At 69.5% G+C, this 18,595-nt stretch carries 14 protein-coding genes; 9 read left to right on the top strand and 5 right to left on the bottom strand.

Going from position 1 to position 18,595, the window contains the following annotated elements; translation table 11 throughout:
- Positions 1-19 precede the first annotated feature (19 nt).
- Positions 20-607 carry a D-alanyl-D-alanine carboxypeptidase family protein gene (locus DMH03_RS21035; RefSeq protein ID WP_125793674.1) on the top strand — a complete coding sequence of 196 codons (588 nt, stop codon included), beginning with the start codon at positions 20-22 and terminating at the stop codon, positions 605-607.
- A gap of 121 nt (positions 608-728) precedes the next feature.
- Here DMH03_RS21035 and bla read toward each other — a convergent pair whose 3' ends face one another.
- Positions 729-1,649, bottom strand: coding sequence for a class A beta-lactamase (gene bla / locus DMH03_RS21030; RefSeq protein WP_125793673.1), 921 nt, complete (start codon positions 1,647-1,649; stop codon positions 729-731).
- A 185-nt stretch (positions 1,650-1,834) separates the two neighbouring features.
- Between bla and DMH03_RS21025 the strand changes: the two genes are divergently transcribed.
- The 3 genes from DMH03_RS21025 to DMH03_RS21015 all read left to right on the top strand — a co-directional run bounded on the left by DMH03_RS21025 (position 1,835) and on the right by DMH03_RS21015 (position 7,025).
- Entirely contained in the window at positions 1,835-3,067 is a 1,233-nt protein-coding gene (locus DMH03_RS21025) for a thiolase family protein (protein ID WP_125793672.1), read from the top strand.
- Positions 3,067-5,178, top strand: a complete 2,112-nt coding sequence (locus DMH03_RS21020) for a 3-hydroxyacyl-CoA dehydrogenase NAD-binding domain-containing protein (RefSeq protein WP_125793671.1) — start codon at positions 3,067-3,069, stop codon at positions 5,176-5,178. Before DMH03_RS21025 ends, DMH03_RS21020 begins: the two co-directional genes overlap by 1 nt.
- 245 nt (positions 5,179-5,423) lie before the next feature.
- Positions 5,424-7,025: a PHP domain-containing protein gene (locus tag DMH03_RS21015; protein ID WP_125793670.1), complete on the top strand. Its 1,602-nt coding sequence runs from the start codon at positions 5,424-5,426 to the stop codon at positions 7,023-7,025.
- Between the two features lie 78 nt (positions 7,026-7,103).
- On the opposite strand, the gene DMH03_RS21010 is transcribed toward DMH03_RS21015, so the two are convergent.
- The 4 genes from DMH03_RS21010 to DMH03_RS20990 all read right to left on the bottom strand — a co-directional run bounded on the left by DMH03_RS21010 (position 7,104) and on the right by DMH03_RS20990 (position 11,383).
- Complete coding sequence (locus DMH03_RS21010) at positions 7,104-7,928, bottom strand: aldo/keto reductase (RefSeq protein ID WP_125793669.1); 825 nt, start codon at positions 7,926-7,928, stop codon at positions 7,104-7,106.
- 26 nt (positions 7,929-7,954) lie between these two features.
- Positions 7,955-9,082: a cell wall metabolism sensor histidine kinase WalK gene (locus tag DMH03_RS21005; RefSeq protein WP_125780295.1), complete on the bottom strand. Its 1,128-nt coding sequence runs from the start codon at positions 9,080-9,082 to the stop codon at positions 7,955-7,957.
- Complete coding sequence (locus DMH03_RS21000) at positions 9,079-9,756, bottom strand: response regulator transcription factor (RefSeq protein ID WP_007033550.1); 678 nt, start codon at positions 9,754-9,756, stop codon at positions 9,079-9,081. The genes DMH03_RS21005 and DMH03_RS21000 overlap by 4 nt, the downstream gene beginning before the upstream one ends.
- A gap of 139 nt (positions 9,757-9,895) precedes the next feature.
- Positions 9,896-11,383, bottom strand: coding sequence for a PucR family transcriptional regulator (locus DMH03_RS20990; RefSeq protein WP_199748952.1), 1,488 nt, complete (start codon positions 11,381-11,383; stop codon positions 9,896-9,898).
- A 110-nt stretch (positions 11,384-11,493) separates the two neighbouring features.
- Here DMH03_RS20990 and DMH03_RS20985 point away from each other — a divergent pair, with 110 nt between their 5' ends.
- The 5 genes from DMH03_RS20985 (at position 11,494) to DMH03_RS20965 (ending at position 18,512) form a co-directional block, all read left to right on the top strand.
- Positions 11,494-12,945, top strand: coding sequence for a sodium:solute symporter (locus tag DMH03_RS20985; protein ID WP_125793667.1), 1,452 nt, complete (start codon positions 11,494-11,496; stop codon positions 12,943-12,945).
- 28 nt (positions 12,946-12,973) lie between these two features.
- Positions 12,974-13,927: an agmatinase gene (gene speB / locus DMH03_RS20980; protein ID WP_199748951.1), complete on the top strand. Its 954-nt coding sequence runs from the start codon at positions 12,974-12,976 to the stop codon at positions 13,925-13,927.
- Positions 13,924-15,573, top strand: coding sequence for a thiamine pyrophosphate-binding protein (locus tag DMH03_RS20975; RefSeq protein ID WP_125793666.1), 1,650 nt, complete (start codon positions 13,924-13,926; stop codon positions 15,571-15,573). The genes speB and DMH03_RS20975 overlap by 4 nt, the downstream gene beginning before the upstream one ends.
- Positions 15,570-16,976: an aminobutyraldehyde dehydrogenase gene (locus DMH03_RS20970; protein WP_125793665.1), complete on the top strand. Its 1,407-nt coding sequence runs from the start codon at positions 15,570-15,572 to the stop codon at positions 16,974-16,976. Before DMH03_RS20975 ends, DMH03_RS20970 begins: the two co-directional genes overlap by 4 nt.
- A gap of 81 nt (positions 16,977-17,057) precedes the next feature.
- On the top strand, positions 17,058-18,512 hold the full coding sequence (locus tag DMH03_RS20965) for a cytosine permease (protein WP_125793664.1): 1,455 nt from the start codon (positions 17,058-17,060) through the stop codon (positions 18,510-18,512).
- The last annotated feature ends 83 nt before the right edge of the window (positions 18,513-18,595 follow it).

Below are 18,595 nucleotides of genomic sequence, written 5' to 3'. Positions count from 1 at the left end.
GACACTGGGTAGCTTCGGAGTGGTGCCCACCACAGTCATCTCCAGCCGCCGGACCGCGATCAGCGTGCTCGTGGCGCTGGGTCTCGTCGGGATCGCGATGGTGACGCTGGGAGCCACCGGCGTGGCCGTCAAGACGGTGAACGGGCAACCGCTCGCGATCCTCGAAGAGGTCCCCGGCCCCGAGAGCGGGCCGACGTGCGCCGTCGACAAACGCTATGTCGACGAGGACACCTTCGGTATGCGCCCGGACGTGATCGAAGCGTGGAACGCCATGCGCGCCAAGGCCAAGGCACAGAACATCACGCTCTGCGTGAACGACGGCAAGCGCAGCCGGAGTCAGCAGCAACGCGAGTTCGACAAGGCCGTCGAGCGGTTCGGCTCCGTGGAGCAGGCCAAGAAGTGGGCGCTGCAACCGGAGACGTCCATGCACGTCAAGGGAATCGCCGTCGACATCCAGCCGCTGAACTCGGCCGCGTGGGTGGACGAGCACGGTGGTGCGCTCGGCTGGTGCCGCCGCTACGACAACGAGAAGTGGCACTTCGAGTACGACCCGGCCTATGCCACCGGCGGCTGCCCCGCCCTGCTCCCCAGCGCAACCGGCAACTAACACGTAACTCGCGTGATTGGACGCGTAACTCGCGTGATTAAAGGCGTAACTCCTCCGATCACGCGAGTTACGCCTCCAGACACGCGAGTTACGTCTTCAATCACGCGAGTTCCGGATTCCCTCACGTGAGGGTTTCGGCCACGTACTTCGCGGCCTCGGCGAGCAGCGCCTGGTCGTAGGGAGCGTCCTTGGCCGCCTTGCTGGACATGATCGCCAGCACGATCGGGGCTTTGGCCGGCGGCCATACGACGGCGATGTCGTTCAACGTGCCGTAGTCGCCCGTCCCGGTCTTGTCGGCCACGGTCCAGCCGGGCGGCAGGCCCGCCCGGATCCGGTCGGCGCCGGTGGCGTTGCGCTGGAGCAGGTCGCGGAGGAAGTCGCGTTTGTCGGCCGTCAGCGCGTCGCCCAGCACGATCTCGCGGTAGTCGGCGGCGAAAGCGCGCGGAGTCGTGGTGTCGCGAAGGTCGCCCGGGGTGGCCTCGGTGATGGCCGGTTCGACCCGGTCCATCCGCGTGACGGTGTCGCCGAGGCTGCGAGTGAACGCCGTCAGCGCGGCGGGGCCGCCGAGGTCCCGCAGCAGCAGGTTGCCCGCGGTGCCGTCGCTGAACCGGACGGCGGCGTCGCACAGCTGGCGGATCGTCATGCCGGTGGCGACATGCTGTCCGGTGACCGGAGCGTGTTTCATCAGGTCTTCCCGGGAGTAGCTGACCCGGGTTTCCAGATGCGACAACGGGTTGCGCTGCAGGACGGCGGCAGCCGCGACGCCTTTGAACGTCGAGCAGAACGCGAACCGCTCGTCCGCGCGATGCTCGACCGTGCCGCCGCCTTCGGTGTCGAGCGCGTACACGCCGAGCCTGGCGTCGAACTTCTTCTCCAGCTCCATCAACCGGTCGTGGAACTGCCGGGAGGGAGAAGGCGGGGGCGGCGGTGGAGGGGCCGACGGGCTCGGCGGCGGCGTCCCGCGAGTGCAGGCGGCCAGCGGCGCCAGGACCGCCATCCCGAGCAACGCGCGACGGGTGACGGCCGGCCCCGGCGATGTCATCGTGATCCCTCCCCCTGATCACGTCGAACATAGCAACTTCCCCACCGCCCCCGGATCGGCCAAGCGGCCGACCCGGGCGCACCCGGGAGTGTGCCTTCCCCCACTCGACCGGGCCACCATCCTGGTTACCGACGGGTAACCGGGGCTAGGGTGCGGACAGGACTACCTCTACTTCAGGAGCATTCGTGGCCGCAGGAGCAACACCGCTCGCGCCGAACGCGCGGTCGGTACGCAATGTCGCCTTCGTCGAAGGGGTGCGAACGCCCTTCGGCAAGGCAGGCGACAAAGGCATGTACGCCGGCACCCGTGCCGACGACCTCGTCGTCAACGCCATCCGTGAACTGCTGCGGCGGCATCCCGAGCTGCCGCCCGAACGCGTCGACGAGGTGGCGATCGCCGCCACCACCCAGATCGGGGACCAGGGCCTGACCATCGGCCGCACCGCCGCGCTGCTGGCGGGCCTGCCCAAGTCGGTGCCCGGTTTCGCGCTGGACCGCATGTGCGCGGGCGCGATGACCGCGGTCACCACGACCGCGAGCGGCATCGGCTTCGGCGCGTACGACATCGCCATCGCCGGCGGCGTCGAGCATATGGGCCGCCACCCGATGGGCGAGGGCGTCGACCCGAACCCGCGCATCATCGCCGACAAGCTCGTCGACCCGACGGCGCTCGTGATGGGCCAGACCGCGGAGAACCTGCACGACCGGTTCCCCGAGATCACCAAGCAGCGCACCGACGCCTTCGCCGCGCGCAGCCAGGAGAAGTACGCCGAAGCGGTGAAGACCGGCAAGATCGGCCCCGAGCTGGTCCCGGTCGCGACCCGTTCGAAGGAACTCGGCTGGGGTCTCGCGACCGAGGACGAGCCGCCGCGGCCGGGTACCACCGTCGAGCAGCTCGCCGGGCTGAAGACGCCGTTCCGCCCGCACGGCCGGATCACCGCGGGCAACGCGGCCGGTCTCAACGACGGCGCCACCGCGGCCCTGCTCGCCGATGAGGACACCGCCCGCGAACTCGGTCTGCCGATCGGCATGCGCCTGGTGGGCTACTCCTTCGCCGGTGTCGAACCGGAGGTCATGGGCATCGGCCCGGTGCCCGCCACCGAGAAGCTGTTCAAGCGCACCGGTCTGTCGATCGACGACATCGGCCTGTTCGAGATCAACGAGGCGTTCGCCGTCCAGGTGCTCGCTTTCCTCGACCATTTCGGCATCGCCGACGACGACCCCCGCGTCAACCAGTGGGGTGGCGCGATCGCCTGCGGTCACCCGCTCGCGTCGTCCGGTGTCCGGCTGATGACGCAGCTTTCGCGTCAGTTCGCCGAGCGCCCCGACGTGCGCTACGGCCTGACCACCATGTGCATCGGCATCGGCATGGGCGGCACTGTGATCTGGGAGAACCCGGCCTTTGAGGGGGCGAAGTAATGACTTTCACCGCTGAGCAGGCGAAAGCCGCCTTCCCCGACGAGGTCGTCACGAACGCGGTCACGCGTCTGGTGAAGGTGCCCGGCCTCGACAAGCCGGTCGCGCTGATCACCCTGGACAACGGCCACGACCACACCCGGCCGAACACCTTCGGCCCGCAGGGCCTGGTGAGCCTCAACGCCGCGATCGACACCGCCTTCGCCGCGGAACCCGCCGCGATCGCGGTCACCGGCAAGCCGTTCATCTTCGCCGTCGGCGCCGACCTTTCCGGTGTCGAAGCGGTCGCGGATCCGGCGCTGGCGCGGGAAATCGCGCAGACCGGGCACGACGTGTTCCGGCGCCTCACCGAAACCGAGATCCCGACGTTCGGGTTCATCAACGGCGCGGTGATGGGCGGCGGGCTCGAACTCGCGCTTTCCTGCCACTACCGCACGCTTTCGGAGAACACCGCCGCGATCGCGTTCCCCGAGGTCTTCCTCGGCCTGTTCCCGGGCTGGGGCGGCACGCAGCTGCTGCCGAACCTGATCGGGCCGGACGCCGCGGTCACCGTGATCATCGAGAACGCGCTGGCGCAGAACAAGATGCTCAAGGTCGCGCAGGCGGCGGAACTCGGCATCGTCGACGAGGTCTTCGGTTCGGCCGACTACCTCGAGCAGTCCCTGCTGTGGCTGGCGAAGGTCGTCAACGGCGAGATCACCCCCGCCCGCCGCGAGATCGACCGCGGCGCGGGCTGGGACGCCGCGATCGCCCGTGCCAAGGCCATTGTGGACGGACGCACCAAGGGTGCCTCGCCCGGCGCGACCAAGGCCGTCGATCTGCTGGAACTGGCCCGCGAGAACGACCTCGACCGCGGCTACGCGGCCGAGACCGACGGGCTCGCCGAACTGCTCATGGACGACACGCTGCGTGCCGGGCTGTACTCGTTCAACCTGGTCAACAAGCGGGCCAAGCGGCCGGCGGGTGCACCGGACAAGTCGCTGGCGCGCAAGGTGAACAAGGTCGGCATCGTCGGTGCGGGCCTGATGGCCAGCCAGATGGCGTTGCTGTTCGTCCGCCGCCTCAAGGTGCCCGTGGTGCTCACCGACGTCGACCAGGAACGCGTCGACAAGGGTGTGTCCTATGTGCACGGTGAGATCGACAAGCTGCTGGCCAAGAAGCGGGTTTCGCCGGACGGCGCGAACCGGCTCAAGGCGCTCGTCACCGGCTCGCTCGACAAGGCCGCGTTCGCCGACGCCGACTTCGTGATCGAAGCGGTGTTCGAGGAACTGGGCGTCAAGCAGAAGGTCTTCGCCGACCTGGAGCAGTACGTCTCCCCCGAGGCGATCCTCGCGACGAACACTTCGTCGCTGTCGATCACCGCGATGGCGTCGCAGCTCAAGCATCCGGAGCGCGTGGTCGGGTTCCACTTCTTCAACCCGGTCGCGGTGATGCCGCTGCTGGAGATCGTCCGCGCGGAGAAGACCGACGACGCCGCGCTGGCCACCGCGTTCGCCCTCGGCAAGCAGCTCAAGAAGTCGAGCGTGCTGGTCAAGGACGCGTCCGCGTTCGTGGTCAACCGGCTGCTGCTGCGGTTCCTCGGCGAGGTGCTGGTGACCGTCGACGAGGGCACGCCGTTCGAGGTCGCGGACAAGGCGCTCGAGCCGCTCGGCCTGCCGATGACGCCGCTGACGCTGATGCAGCTGGTCGGCCCGGCGATCGCCCTGCACGTCGGGGAGACCCTGCACGAGGCGTTCCCGGACCGGTTCACCGTCAGCGAGAACCTCGACCGCTTCGTCAAGGCGGGTAAGAAGGGCGTCTGGCAGTGGGACGCTCACGGCAACGCCACCGTCGATCCCGAGGTGGCCGAACTCTGGCAGCGCGGCGACTCGCCGTCGACCTCCGAGCAGGTGCGTGACCGCGCGCTGGCGGCGATCGCCGAGGAGATCCGGATCATGCTCGACGAGGGCGTGGTCGCGGAGGCGCAGGACATCGACCTGTGCCTGATCCTCGGCGCGGGCTGGCCGTTCTGGCTGGGCGGCATCACGCCGTACCTGGACCGGGCGGGCGTGTCCGAGAAGGTCAACGGCAAGCCGTTCCTGGCCCCGGGTGTGGCGAGCGTTCCGCTCTCCTGACCTCTGCCAAAAGGCCACCGTCGGCGATCTCTTGATCGCAGGCGGTGGTTTTTTGCGTTTCTCGTGGATTTCGTGGCGGACAACTGCGTTTTCATGAACACTTGGTGTCTGTTCGCAAAGCTCGTCTCCCCGGCCATCCCCCGGGGAGACGAGCTGCGTACCGCGACGGCGACGATCGTCACACGGCGCCGCGCGTTGGCCGTCCGGTCACCGCCCGTTCAGCGAGGCTCTTTAGCGTGCCGCCGGTGAACAGCGAAAAGCCCGGCGTCGACCGCCGCGGATTCCTCAAGCGTGCGGGCCTCGTGTCCGCGGCGGCCGCGGGTGCGCCGCTCGCCGCCACCACCCCGGCGGAAGCCCTCGACCTCGATCTCGACATCGATGTCAACCTCCTCTTCGGCCGGGACCGCTACCGGTGGCTGGTGGGCGATCACCACATCCACACGCAGTATTCCTACGACGCGATGTACACGGTGGACGGAATCGCCGACGCCGCCCGCAGGCACGGTGCGGACTGGGCGGTGATCACCGATCACGGCCACGCCGCGCACGAGAAGTCGTCGGTGGAGCGGACGAACGCCGCGATCCGGGCGGCACAGCGCGAGCACCGCGATCTCCTGCTGTGGCAAGGCATGGAGTGGAACGTGCCGGGCGCCGAGCACGCGACGCTGTTCTTCCAGGCCGGCGCGGATCAGGCCGCGAAACTGCGCGAGTTCGAGCGCGCCTTCGACTGGCGGCTGACCGGGACCGAAACGGGCACGCCGGACAACGAGGCGCTGGCGCTCAAGGCGATCCGCTGGCTCGCCACCGAAGAGCGGGCCCGCCGGATCCACGCGCCGGTGGTGGTGATCAACCATCCGCTGCGCAACGGCCGGATCGCCCCGCACGAGATCCGCGCGCTGCGCGACGCCGCGCCCGGCATCGTCATCGGCATGGAAGGCGCGCCGGGGGCGCAGGCCGACGGCTTCCCGAAACCGCTCGGGAGCGGCGGTGGCGCGCGCGGCGGTTACGGCAACTCCCCCGGCGCGAACTCGTGGCCGGGCTTCCCGGAATCGGCCTACCGCACCTACGGCGGCTTCGACTGGAGCACCGCGACCGTCGGCGGGCTGTGGGATTCGCTGCTGGCCGAAGGAAAGCCGTGGTGGATCACCAGCAACTCCGACTCGCACTACAACCGCGGCGACACCCACGTCCGGCCCGGCGTCCCGGACGGGTACTACGACGAGCACGGCGCCTACCCGGACCCGATCGACACCGGCGTCCCGCAGACCCTGCCCCCGTACGCGGACTTCGCGCCCGCCGAGTTCAGCCGGACCGTCGTCGGCGTGTCCCGTCGAAGCCACGAAGGCGTGCTGGAAGGCCTGCGTGCGGGACGCGTCTGGGTGGCGCACGGCGGGCTCGCGCAGGAACTGGAGTTCGGCGCGTACAGCGGCTGGAGCTCGGCGACGATGGGCGGCAGGCTGCGAGTCCGGCGCGGATCCGACGTCACGGTCGTCGTCTCGGCGAAACTGGCGGCCAGGCCGAACGGCGGCGGCACGATCCCCCGGCTCGCGCGGCTCGACCTCGTTTCGGGACCGGTGACCGGCCCGGCCACCGACCCGGACACGCAGACCGCTCCGGGCACGCGCGTCGTGCGGTCCTTCGAACCGCGGTGGGCGCCGGGGCGGCGAGTGGCCTTCCGGCACACCTTCCGCAACGTGCGCGAGCCGTTCTTCGTACGCACGCGCGGCACGGACGGCAAGAAGCACGTGCCAGGCGGGATCGAACCGAGCACCGACGTGATCGGGCAGTCGAACCCGTTCGAAGACCTGTGGCTGTACGGGAACCCGATCTTCGTGGACGTGCGGTAGGCGTTTCGCGGATGTCATGAAAGGGTCGTTCAGGACATTTTTCGTCCTGAACGACCCTTTCATGACACTTCCGGAACCCTAGGCGCCGAGCTTGTCCGGATCCGGTCCCAGCCGCTTCCCCTGCTCCAGCGTCGCGATCGCGGCGCCGTCGTGCGCGTCGAGGGCGAAGTCGAAGACGTCCATGTTCTCCTTGATCCGTTCCGGCGTGACGGATTTCGGGATCACCAGGTGGTTCATCTCGATATGCCAGCGCAGGACGACCTGCGCCGGGGTCTTGCCGTGCTTCTCCGCGATCGTGGTGATCTTCTCGTCGGCGAGCAGCTCTCCGCCGCGCGCCAGCGGGCCCCACGCCTCGGTGAGGATCTCGTGCTTCTCGTGGAAGTTCCGGAGCAGCGGCTGCTGCAACCACGGGTGGCATTCGATCTGGTTCACCGCGGGGACCGTCCCGGTCTCCTCGATCAGCCGTTCCAGATGCGGGATCTGGAAGTTCGAGACGCCGATCGCCTTCGCCCGGCCGTCCGAGGCGATCTTTTCCAGCGCCCGCCACGTTTCCACGTACTTGTCCTGCGACGGCAGCGGCCAGTGGATGAGGTACAGATCGACGTACTCGAGACCGAGTTCGCCCAGGCTGGTGTCGAAGGCACGCAACGCCGAGTCGTAGCCGTGCTCGGTGTTCCACAGTTTCGTGGTGACGAACAGTTCCTCGCGGGGCAGCCCGCTGGTGCGGATGGCCTCGCCGACGCCGCGTTCGTTGGCGTACAGGGTCGCCGTGTCGATGGCGCGGTAACCCGCCTCGATGGCGGTGCGGACCGCGCCGACGACCTCGTCGTCGCCGATCTTGTACACCCCGAACCCGAGCTGGGGAAGGGACGTTCCGTTGTTCAGCCTCATGCTGGGGACCATCCTTGAACCGTAACCCCAGCGGCAGGTCAAGGCAGAGCGGGAAGGTGGACGGTCACCGAAAGACCGCCGCCCACAACGGGTTCCGCGGACACCGTGCCGCCGTGCGCTTGGACCGCGGCCCGCACGATCGACAGCCCCAGACCGGCGCCGGTGCGGGCGGTCCTGGCGACGCCTGCCCGGCGGAACGGCTCGAACAGTTCGGGGACCGCGGCGGGGTCGAGCAGGCCGCCGGAAGACCGCACCCGCAGCACCGACCACTGTGGACCGGCCTGCGTGACGACGTCCAGCCAGCCGCCCTCGACGTTGTGCCGCACGGCGTTCTCCAGCAGATTGCCCGCGATCCGTTCCAGCAGCGCGGGATCACCGAACGTCGGCGCGCCCTGGGTCGCGAATTCGGTGCGGATACCGCGTTTCTCGGCGTCAGCGCGTACCGCTCGCCACGCGGTCGCGACGATCACCGCGAGATCGGCCGGTTCCCTGGCCACCAGTCCCGCGCCGTCCGTGCGCGCGAGCAGCAGCAGCGAACCGACCAGCCGCTCGGCTCGCTCGGTGGCGTCGCGGACAACACCCGCCATCCGGCGTAATTCGGCCTCGTCGGCCTGCTCGTCGGCCAGGGTGACGTCGAGTTCGGTGCGGATGACCGCGAGCGGCGTCCGCAGTTCGTGGCTGGCGTTCGCGACGAAATGCCGTTGGGCGTCGAACGCGGCCTGCAACCTGTCGAGCATGTCGTCGAAGGTCTCGGCCAGCTCGGCGAGTTCGTCCTTGGTGCGGACCTCGCCGATCCGCTCCCCCATCGATTCGATCGACAGACGCCGCGCCGTCCCGGTGATCTCACGCAGCGGCTGCAGGACCCGCGCGGTGAACGTCCACGCGAGGATCCCCGCCGCCAGCACGACGAAACAGAAGGCGGCCGCGCCGAACAGCAGCACCCGATTCCGGGCGTACACCCGCAGATGCTCGGTGACGGCGGAAGCGTCGACCTCGACGCCGTCGACCCGCACCGTGGTGCCCGGCGGCAACTGCGGAACGGCGGAAACCGCGTCACCGACCAGATTCCAGGTCAGCCAGAGCAACAGGAGGCTGACCAGCGCCACCAGCCCGGTCGCGAGCAACGTGACCCGCGCGCGCAGGCTGCGGGCACCGGACAGGTTCACCCGCGTGCGGTCCCCTGCTCCGGCACCCGGTAGCCGGAGCCGACGACGGTCTCGATGATGCCCGGCTCGCCGAGCTTCTTCCGCAGTGTCATCACGGTGACCCGGACGGTGGTGGTGAACGGGTCGGCGTTCTCGTCCCACACGCGTTCGAGCAGTTCTTCGCTGCTGACCACCGAACCGGCGGCCGACAGCAGCACCTCCAGCACGCCGAACTCCTTGCGGGTGAGCTCGACCGGACCGCTCGCGCGGCGGACGGTCCGCCTCGCCGGATCCAGTTCGACGTCGCCCGAAGTCAGCAGCGGCGGCGCGGCCGGGGTCGCGCGACGGCCCAGCGCCCGCACCCGCGCGACGAGTTCGGGGAAGGCGAACGGCTTGGCGAGATAGTCGTCGGCGCCGAGGGAAAGCCCGTCGACGCGGTCCGAAACGGAACTGCTCGCGGTGAGCATCAGCACGCGGGTCAGCTCGCCGGACGCGACGATCTCGCGGCACAGGTCATCACCGGACATACCGGGCAGGTCGCGGTCGAGCAGCACGACGTCATACCGGGTGACGGCGGCCTTCTCGTGCCCGTCGTCACCGGTGAGCGCGATGTCCACCGCCATCCCCTCGCGCCGCAGGCCGCGTGCGATCGCGTCGGCGAGGGGTTCTTCGTCTTCGACTACCAGAATTCGCACGACCCTACGTTGCCACAGATTCCTGAGAGTGACCTGATTGGACTCGTGACCGGCTTCGCGCTCTTATGTCGTGAAGGGCCCCTTTGAGACCTTCAACGTCTCAAAGGGGCCCTTCACGACATCCCACGACCGCGACCGCTCACGAGGCCCAGCGGAGGGCGAACCACAGGCGCATCCGGACCTCCGGATCCGCCAGGTCCACCTCCAGTGCCCGTTCGATCTGCCCGATCCGGTGCCGGACGCTGTTGCGGTGCACGCCGAGTTCGGCGGCCGTCCGGTCCCAGCCGCCGTGGTGCGCGAGCCAGGTTCGCAGCGTGTCGACCAGTTCGCGGTCGCCCTTCCGGTCGAGTTCGCGCAGCGGCGCCAGCGCTTGGGCGGCGAATCCGGCCGCCGCGTCCGGGGCGATCAGCGCGTCCAGGCCGAGCCCGGACGCCTCCGCCACCACCGGCCGTTCCAGCGCGGCGGCCCGGCGCAGCAGCAACTCCACTTCGGCGCCCGCCTCGGAGAGCCGGTCAGGCGGGACGGGCGAACCCACGACCGCGAGCCAGCCATCGGCGCGGAGCCGGTCGAGGTCGCCGATCTCCGGCGCCTCACGGACGATCGCGGTGAAACGTGGCCCGGGCAGCAGCCGCACGAGCGGGGTGTCGAGCCTGGCGCGCAACCAGTCGTAGCGCGCGGCGACCTCGTTCGGCCCTCGGCGGTAAGCGATCCCGGCGACCAGGCGGCGTTCGTCCCCGCCGACCACGTCGGTCTCGCCCAGCAGCAACGCCGTGGCGGTGGCACCCAGTCCGGCCGCGTCCGAACCCGCGCGGCCCACCAGCCCGAGCAGCGCCGCCCCGACCGACAGGATCGAGCGGTCCGCGCCGTCGAACCGTTCGACGCGGCCGACCACGACCAGATGTGACGCCGTCGCCTGCGGGTACACCGGTTGCGCGACGACATGCGTGCCGTCGGCCAGTTCCGTCGTCGCGCTGCGAATCCCCCGGCCCGCCCGCAGCGTGGCGACCAGTTCCCGGATCTCGTCCGGCAGCGGGGACGGCGCGCCGTGGTCGGCGGCGAGGACGTCGCCGACCCCGACCAGCGCCACCCACGCCCGCAGCCGCCCGGCCAGCGCGCTCGCGAGTTCGCCGAGCCCCTCGCCCGCGGCCCTGGTCAGCGCCTCGCGCGCGGCCGCGATCCGCCGCTGTTCCCGCTGGACGTCCTCGGCGAGCGCGACCGACACCGCGCGGCTGATCGCCAGGAACGGCGTCCGCGGCTGGACGACGATCAGCGGCAATCCGTGCCGCGCGCAGGCCGACCGCAGTGCCGGCGGCAAAGTCTCGTGGGTGCCCGGCGTCAGCCCGAAGCCGAGCGCGGAGATCCCGCTGTCGGCCAGCCGCCGAACGTAGCGGTCGACCTCGGACGGCTCCACCGGAAGGTTCACGCCCGCGGTGAGCAGCAGTTCCGCCCCGAGCAGGTACGGCGCGGGATCCCGCAGCTCGCTGACGTGCGCCCAGCGCACCGGGGCGTCGAGCGCGTCCGGGCGCAGGGTCTCCACGACCGGGTCGAGTGCCAGTTCCGGGTTGCCGACCACGGCCCGTAACGGGACATTCACATCCGAGTCGAACGGATCACGGCTTTGGGTCATTTCGTCCTCGATTTCCGACGCCTTGGACGGATCATCCCATGTCGTTCAAGGCGCGAACGAACCTACGGTGGCCCGAACGAAGCGAACCGCCCCAAGGCAAGGAGGACACCGTGGCCGGTGACTACGCGGTGATCGCGCTCTACATAGCGGGCATGATCGGGGTCGGCTGGTTCGGCCTGCGGCTGGCCAAGACCAAATCCGACTACCTGGTCGCGGGCCGCCGCCTCGGCTGGTTCATGTACTCGGGCACGATGTCCGCGGTCGTCCTCGGCGGCGCTTCGACGGTCGGCGGCGTGAAACTCGGCTACACCTACGGCATCTCCGGCGCCTGGCTCGTGATCGCGATCGGCGTCGGCATCCTGGTCCTGCACACGCTGTTCGCACGGCGGCTGGTGAAGCTGCGCGTCTACACCGTCGGCGAGATGCTCGACCTGCGCTACGGCGGCTCCACGAGCGCCATCTCCGGCGTCGTCATGTGGGCGTACACGCTGATGCTGACCGTCACCTCGACGCTGGCGTTCGCCACCATCTTCAAGGTCCTGTTCAACGTGCCGAGCTGGGCCGGGATCGCCATCGGCGGGTCGATCGTGGTGCTCTACTCGGTGCTCGGCGGCATGTGGTCGATCACGCTGACCGACATCGTCCAGTTCGTCATCAAGACCATCGGCATCCTCTTCATCCTGCTGCCGGTCTCGATCGTCTCGGCGGGCGGCTTCGACGGGATGGCCGCGCGGCTGGACGAGAGCTATTTCGAACTCACCGCCATCGGCGGCGACACGATCCTCACCTACTTCCTCATCTACAGCTTCGGCCTGCTCATCGGCCAGGACATCTGGCAGCGCGTGTTCACCGCGAGGACGCCGGGCATCGCCACCGGGGGCGGCGTCATCTCCGGTGTCTACTGCCTGGTCTACGGTCTCGCCGGCGCGCTGATCGGTACCGCGGCCAAGACGCTGTACCCGAACCTCGCCAGCGCGCAGGACGCGTTCGCGACCATCGTCGAGGATCAGCTGCCCGCCGGGGTCCGCGGCCTGGTGCTCGCGGCGGCGTTGTCGGCCATGATGTCGACCGCGAGCGGCGCGCTCATCGCCTGCTCCACGGTCAGCACCTCGGATCTGCTTTCCAAGCTGGGCCTCAAGAAGGCCGTCAACGAGGTCACCAGGAACCGTGTCACCACGCTGGTCCTCGGTGTCGTCGCGATCGGCATCGCGATGGTCGTGGACGACGTCGTCAACGCGCTGACCATCGCCTACGACATCCTCGTCGGCGGTCTGCTGGTCGCGATCATCGGCGGGCTGGCCTGGAAACGCGGCACTCGTCAGGGCGCGCTCGCGTCGATGGTCGTCGGTACCGTCGTGGTCATCGCGTTCATGTTCATCGACGGCGTCGAGGCCAACAGCCCGATCTACTGGGGTCTCGGCTCCAGCCTGGCGGTGTACCTGCTGGTCAGCTTCCTCACCCCGCGTACCTCCGACGAGATCCTCACCGTGTGGACCCGCCGTCTGAACGGCAGCGCGGTCGCCGAAGAAGAAGAGGCGAAACTCGCCGCTTCGAAGTCCTGAAACCCTTACATCTCAAGAAGGAGACACAGTGCCTGAGCAGAGCCCGATCGGCCCCGTCGACTCGTCCAAGGTGCCCCGGTTCGCCGGTTTCGCGACCTTCGCGAGGCTGCCGCGGATCGATCAGGTCGAGCGTGCCGATGTCGCCGTCGTCGGCGTGCCGTTCGACGCCGGGGTGTCCTACCGCCCCGGCGCGCGGTTCGGCCCCGCCGCGCTCCGTGAGGCCAGCAGGCTCCTTCGCCCGTATCACCCGGAACTCGACGTCTCGCCGTTCGCCGAAACGCAGGTGGTCGACGCCGGCGACATCGCGCTCAACCCGTTCAACATCGGCGAGGCGATCGAGACCCTGCAGGACGCGGCCGAGGCGCTGACCGCGAACGGGACCCGCCTGGTGACCGTCGGCGGCGACCACACGATCGCGCTGCCGCTGCTGCGGGCGGCGGCGAAGAAGCACGGACCGGTGGCGCTGCTGCATTTCGACGCGCACCTCGACACCTGGGACACCTACTTCGGCGAGCCGTACACCCACGGCACCCCGTTCCGGCGGGCGTCCGAGGAAGGCATCCTCGACACCGAAGCGCTGTCCCACGTCGGCACGCGCGGCCCGCTGTACGGCAAGCGGGATCTGGAAGAGGACCGCCGTCTCGGATTCGGCATCGTCACCTCCGGCGACGTCATGCGCCGCGGGGTCGCCGAGACCGTCGACGCGCTGCGCCAGCGCATCGGCGGCCGCCCGCTCTACATCTCCGTCGACATCGACGTGCTCGACCCCGCGCACGCGCCGGGCACCGGCACCCCCGAAGCGGGCGGCATGACCAGCCGTGAACTGCTGGAGATCCTGCGCGGGCTGCGGGACTGCAACCTCATCGGCGCGGATGTGGTGGAGCTCGCCCCGGCTTACGATCACGCCGAGATCACCGCCATCGCGGCCTCCCACGTCGCTTACGACCTGGTGAGCCTGCTCAGCCTGGGAAAGAGCGAATGACACAACGGATAGGCGGCGACGTCGTCGTCGAAACCCTCCGCGCGCTCGGCGCCGGCACCGTGTTCGGCCTGCCCGGCCAGCACGCGCTCGGCCTGTTCGAAGCACTGCGGCGCACGGACGACCTGCGCGTGATCAGCTCGCGGGTGGAGAACAACCTGGCGTTCGCGGCCGACGGGCACGCCCGCGCCCGGCTCGCGGCGGACCCCGAAGGCCCGGTCCCGGTGACCCCGATGATCGTGTCGACCGGCCCCGGCGCGCTGCTGACTTTGGCCTCACTGCAGGAATCCCGGGCGGCGTCGGTCCCGGTGCTCGGCATCTCCAGCCAGATCCCGGTCGCCGGGCTCGGCGGCGGACGGCACGGGTACCTGCACGAACTGCCCGATCAGCAGGCCAGTTTCCGTGACGTCGTGAAGTCGGTGCACGTGGTGCGCACCGTCAGCCAGATCCCGACGGCGCTGCGCGAAGCCTGGGAATCGGCGGCGACCGCGCCGTACGGCCCGGTGTGGGTCGAGATCCCGCAGGACATCCTGCTGGCGCCGACGGAGCTGCCGCGGATCACCTCGGTGACCGCACGGCCCGCTCCGCTCGCGCCGTTGCCGGAGCTCGTCACCGAGGCCGCGAATCTCCTTGGTGCGGCGAAGAATCCGGTGATCCTGGCCGGTGGTGGCGCACTGCGCTCGGGCGCGCGGGCGGAACTGAAGGCACTCGCGGAGGCACTGCGCGCGCCGGTGCTGTCGACGTTCGGCGGCAAGGGCGTCTTCGGCTGGGACCACGAGCTTTCCGGGCAGTCGTGGGTCGAAGACTGGCACAGCACCGAGTTCCTCTCGGCCGCGGATGTGCTGCTCGTCCTGGGTTCCGGGCTCGGCGAGCTGTCCAGCAACTACCGCGAGTTCGCTCCGCGCGGCCGGATGATCCAGGTCGAGGCCGATCTCGGGAAACTGGAGTCGAACTATCCGGCGCTGGGTATTCACGCCGATGTCCGCCTTGTCCTGCAAGGACTTCTGGAGCAGGTGCCGTTCCGCCGGTCCGACGGTGCCGCCGAAGCCGCGGTGGCGGATCTGTTGACCAAGGTGCGCGAACGCCTCGACGCCCAGCCCCTCGGGGTCGAACGCAAGCTGATCGAAGACATCCGCGCGGCACTGCCCGAGGGCACGCAGACGTTCTGGGACATGACGATCGCGGCCTATTGGGCGTGGTCGGCGTGGAATCCCGAGGGCGCCCCGATCCACACCGCGCAGGGTGCGGGCGGGCTCGGCTACGGCCTGCCCGGCGCGCTCGGCGGCGCTGTCGCCACCGGCGATCCGGTGCTCGCGGTGTCCGGCGACGGCGGCGCGATGTACGGGATCGCGGAACTGGCCACGGCGGTCCAGCACGGACTCGACGTCACGTGGCTGGTCATCGACGACGGCGGCTACGGCATCCTGCGCGAATACCTGACCGGCGCCTTCGGCCAGTCCACCGCCACCGAACTCGCCCGTCCGGATTTCGCCGCGCTGGCGCGCTCTTTCGGCGTCGACGCGACGGTGTCCTCTTTGGACACCATCGGGAAGGACCTCGCCGGCGCGCTGGGCACGCCGGGGCCGTCCGTGGTCGTACTTCCCGCCCTGCTGAAGATGTTCGAGCCGACCCACCTGGAGAAGAAATGACTCAGGTCCTCAATTTCGTCGACGGCGCCGAGGTACCGGCGTCGGGCTCGCGGACACTCGACCTGGTGGATCCCGCCACCGGCGAGGTCTTCGGCACCAGCGTCCTGTCCGAGCAGTCCGATGTGGACGCCGCGCTGGCCGCCGCCGAACGGGCGTTCAAGGTGTGGCGCAAGAGCACCCCCGCCCAGCGTCAGCTCGCCCTGCTGAAGATCGCCGACGCGGTCGAGGCACGCGCGGAGGAGTTCGCAGAGCTGGAGATCCGTGAGACCGGCAAGATCCGGTCCGTGGTGCTGGACGAGGAGATCCCGGAGTGCGTCAGCGCGCTGCGGTTCTTCGCCGGTGCCGCACGGCAACTCGAAGGCACCGCGTCCGGGGAATACCTGCCGGGGCACTCTTCGGCGATCCGGCGTGAACCGGTCGGCGTCTGCGCACAGATCGCGCCGTGGAACTACCCGCTGATGATGGGCGTCTGGAAGATCGCCCCGGCGCTGGCCGCCGGGAACACCGTCGTGTTGAAGCCGGCCGAGACCACGCCGTCGACCGCCGTGCTGCTGGCCGAGGTCGCGGCGGAGTTCCTGCCGCAGGGTGCGTTCAACGTGCTGTGCGGCGACCGCGACACCGGCCGCGCGCTGGTGAAGCACCCGATCACCGAGCTGGTCTCGATCACCGGCTCGACCCGCGCGGGTATCGACGTCGCCACCGTCGCGGCGGCCGATCTCAAACGCACGCACCTCGAACTCGGCGGGAACGCGCCGCTGCTGGTCTTCGGCGACGTGAACCTCGCCGAGGCGGCGGAGGGCATCGTCGGCGCGGCGTTCTACAACGCCGGCCAGGACTGCACCGCGGGCAGCCGGGTGCTGGTGGACGCGGCGATCCACGACGAGTTCGTCGCGGAACTCACCAAGGCCGCCGCCGCGCAGGCCCCCGGCCGGGACTTCGGCCCGCTCAACAGCGAGGCGCAGTTCGGCCGGGTGCGCGGGCTCGTCGAGCGGCTGCCGTCGCACGCCCGCGTGGAGACCGGCGGCGTCCCCGCCGGTGACCGCGGTTTCTTCTTCTCCCCCACCGTGATCTCGGGCCTGACACAGGACGACGAGATCGTGCAGGAGGAGATCTTCGGCCCGGTGATCACCGTTCAGTCCTTTGTGGACGAGGACGAAGCGGTGCGCCTTGCCAACGGCGTCCCGTACGGGCTGGCGTCGTCGATCTGGACCAACGACCTGGCACGCGCGACCCGCGTTTCGGGTGAACTCGACTTCGGCTGCGTCTGGGTCAACACCCACGGGCCGCTGGTCTCGGAAATGCCCCATGGCGGCTTCGGGCACTCGGGCCACGGGAAGGACCTCTCGTCCTACTCCTTCGCCGAGTACACCCGCGTCAAGCACGTCATGACCCGCTTCGCCTGACCCGCATTTCGTCCTCTGGATGCGGTACTTGCGTGTGCAAGGGCCGCATCCAGAGGACTAAATGCGTACTTGGAGGTCCCCATGGGTGACAAGGTCACCGAAGTCGAGCAGCACGGCATCGCGCCGATCCCGCCGGAGGAACAGACGTCGCGGCCCCGCGACCTGTTCCGGATGGCGTTCGGCGGCGCGAACACCTTCGCCACCATCATCCTCGGGACACTCCCGATCGCGTTCGGCCTGAGCTTCTGGGCCGCGGTGGCCGCGACCGTCGCGGGCGTGGTCGTCGGCGCGCTCGTGCTCTCGCCGATGTCGTTGTTCGGCCCGCTCACGCGGACCAACAACGCCGTCTCCTCGGGCGCGCATTTCGGCGTCGTCGGCCGCTGTGTCGGTTCCTTCCTCTCCCTGCTGACGGCGATCACGTTCTTCGCCATCTCGGTCTGGGTGAGCGGCGACGCCGTCGCCGGTGCCGCGCAACGGCTCTTCGGCTTCGACGGCGGTGAGGTGCTCCGCGGCGTCGCGTACGGCGTCATCGCGATCGCGACACTGGTGGTGTGCATCTACGGCTACCGGTTCATGCTGCTGGTGAACCGGGTCGCCGTCGTACTGGGCACGGCGATCATGCTGCTCGGGATCGTGGCCTACGGCGGCACGTTCGACCCGGGTTTCGCCGGCACCGGCGTCTATGCGCTCGGGGACTTCTGGCCGACCTGGATCCTGGCCGCGCTCACCACGATGGCGAACCCGATCTCGTTCGGCGCCTTCCTCGGCGACTGGACGCGCTACATCCCCGCACGCCACAGCCGCCGTTCCCTGCTGGCCGCGCCGTTCCTGGCGCAGGTGGCGACGCTGCTGCCGTTCGGCTTCGGCATCGCCACCGCGACACTGGTCGCCGATCCGGCCGACTACATCACCGGCCTGACCGCGATCTCCCCGCTCTGGTACGCGATCCCGCTGATCGTGGTCGCGCTGATCGGCGGGCTGTCCACCGGCACGACGTCGCTCTACGGGACCGGGCTGGACTTCAGCTCGATCTTCGTGAAGCTGAGCCGGGTGCAGGCGACGCTGCTGATCGGCTCGCTCAGTGTCGTGTTCATCTTCGTCGGCAACTTCGTGCTCGACATGGTCTCCAGCATCAACGCCTTCGCCACGCTGATCGTGCTGTGCACCTCGCCGTGGATGGTGATCATGATGATCGGCTTCGTGCTGCGTCGCGGGTTCTACGACCCGGACGATCTCCAGGTGTTCAACCAGGGCCGCAAGGGCGGCCGCTACTGGTTCACCCGGGGCGTGAACTGGCGCGCGATGGCCGCGTGGATCCCGGCGACGACGCTGGGCCTGCTGACCGCCAACACCCCGATGATCGCCGGGCCGTTCAAGGACATCGCGGGCGGCGTCGACGTCAGCATGGTGGTGACGCTGTGCACGGCGGCGATCGCGTATCCCGTGCTGGTGAAGCTTTTCCCCGAACCGCGGGAGGTCTACGCGTACTCGGAGCCTGTCGCCACGCCGGCGGTGGCGATCGCCCAGGAGGCCTAGCGCACCGCTTCGTGTTCCGTGAGGGCCTCCTTCACTACCTTCAGGGTAGGGAAGGAGGCCCTCACGGACCGGCGAGCGTGCCC

It is taken from the genome of Amycolatopsis sp. WAC 01376 (assembly GCF_003947415.1).
Classification (GTDB): Bacteria; Actinomycetota; Actinomycetes; order Mycobacteriales; family Pseudonocardiaceae; genus Amycolatopsis.
The sequence above is the reverse complement of the archived record's forward strand: the minus strand, read 5'-3'. Positions and strand labels throughout refer to the sequence as shown.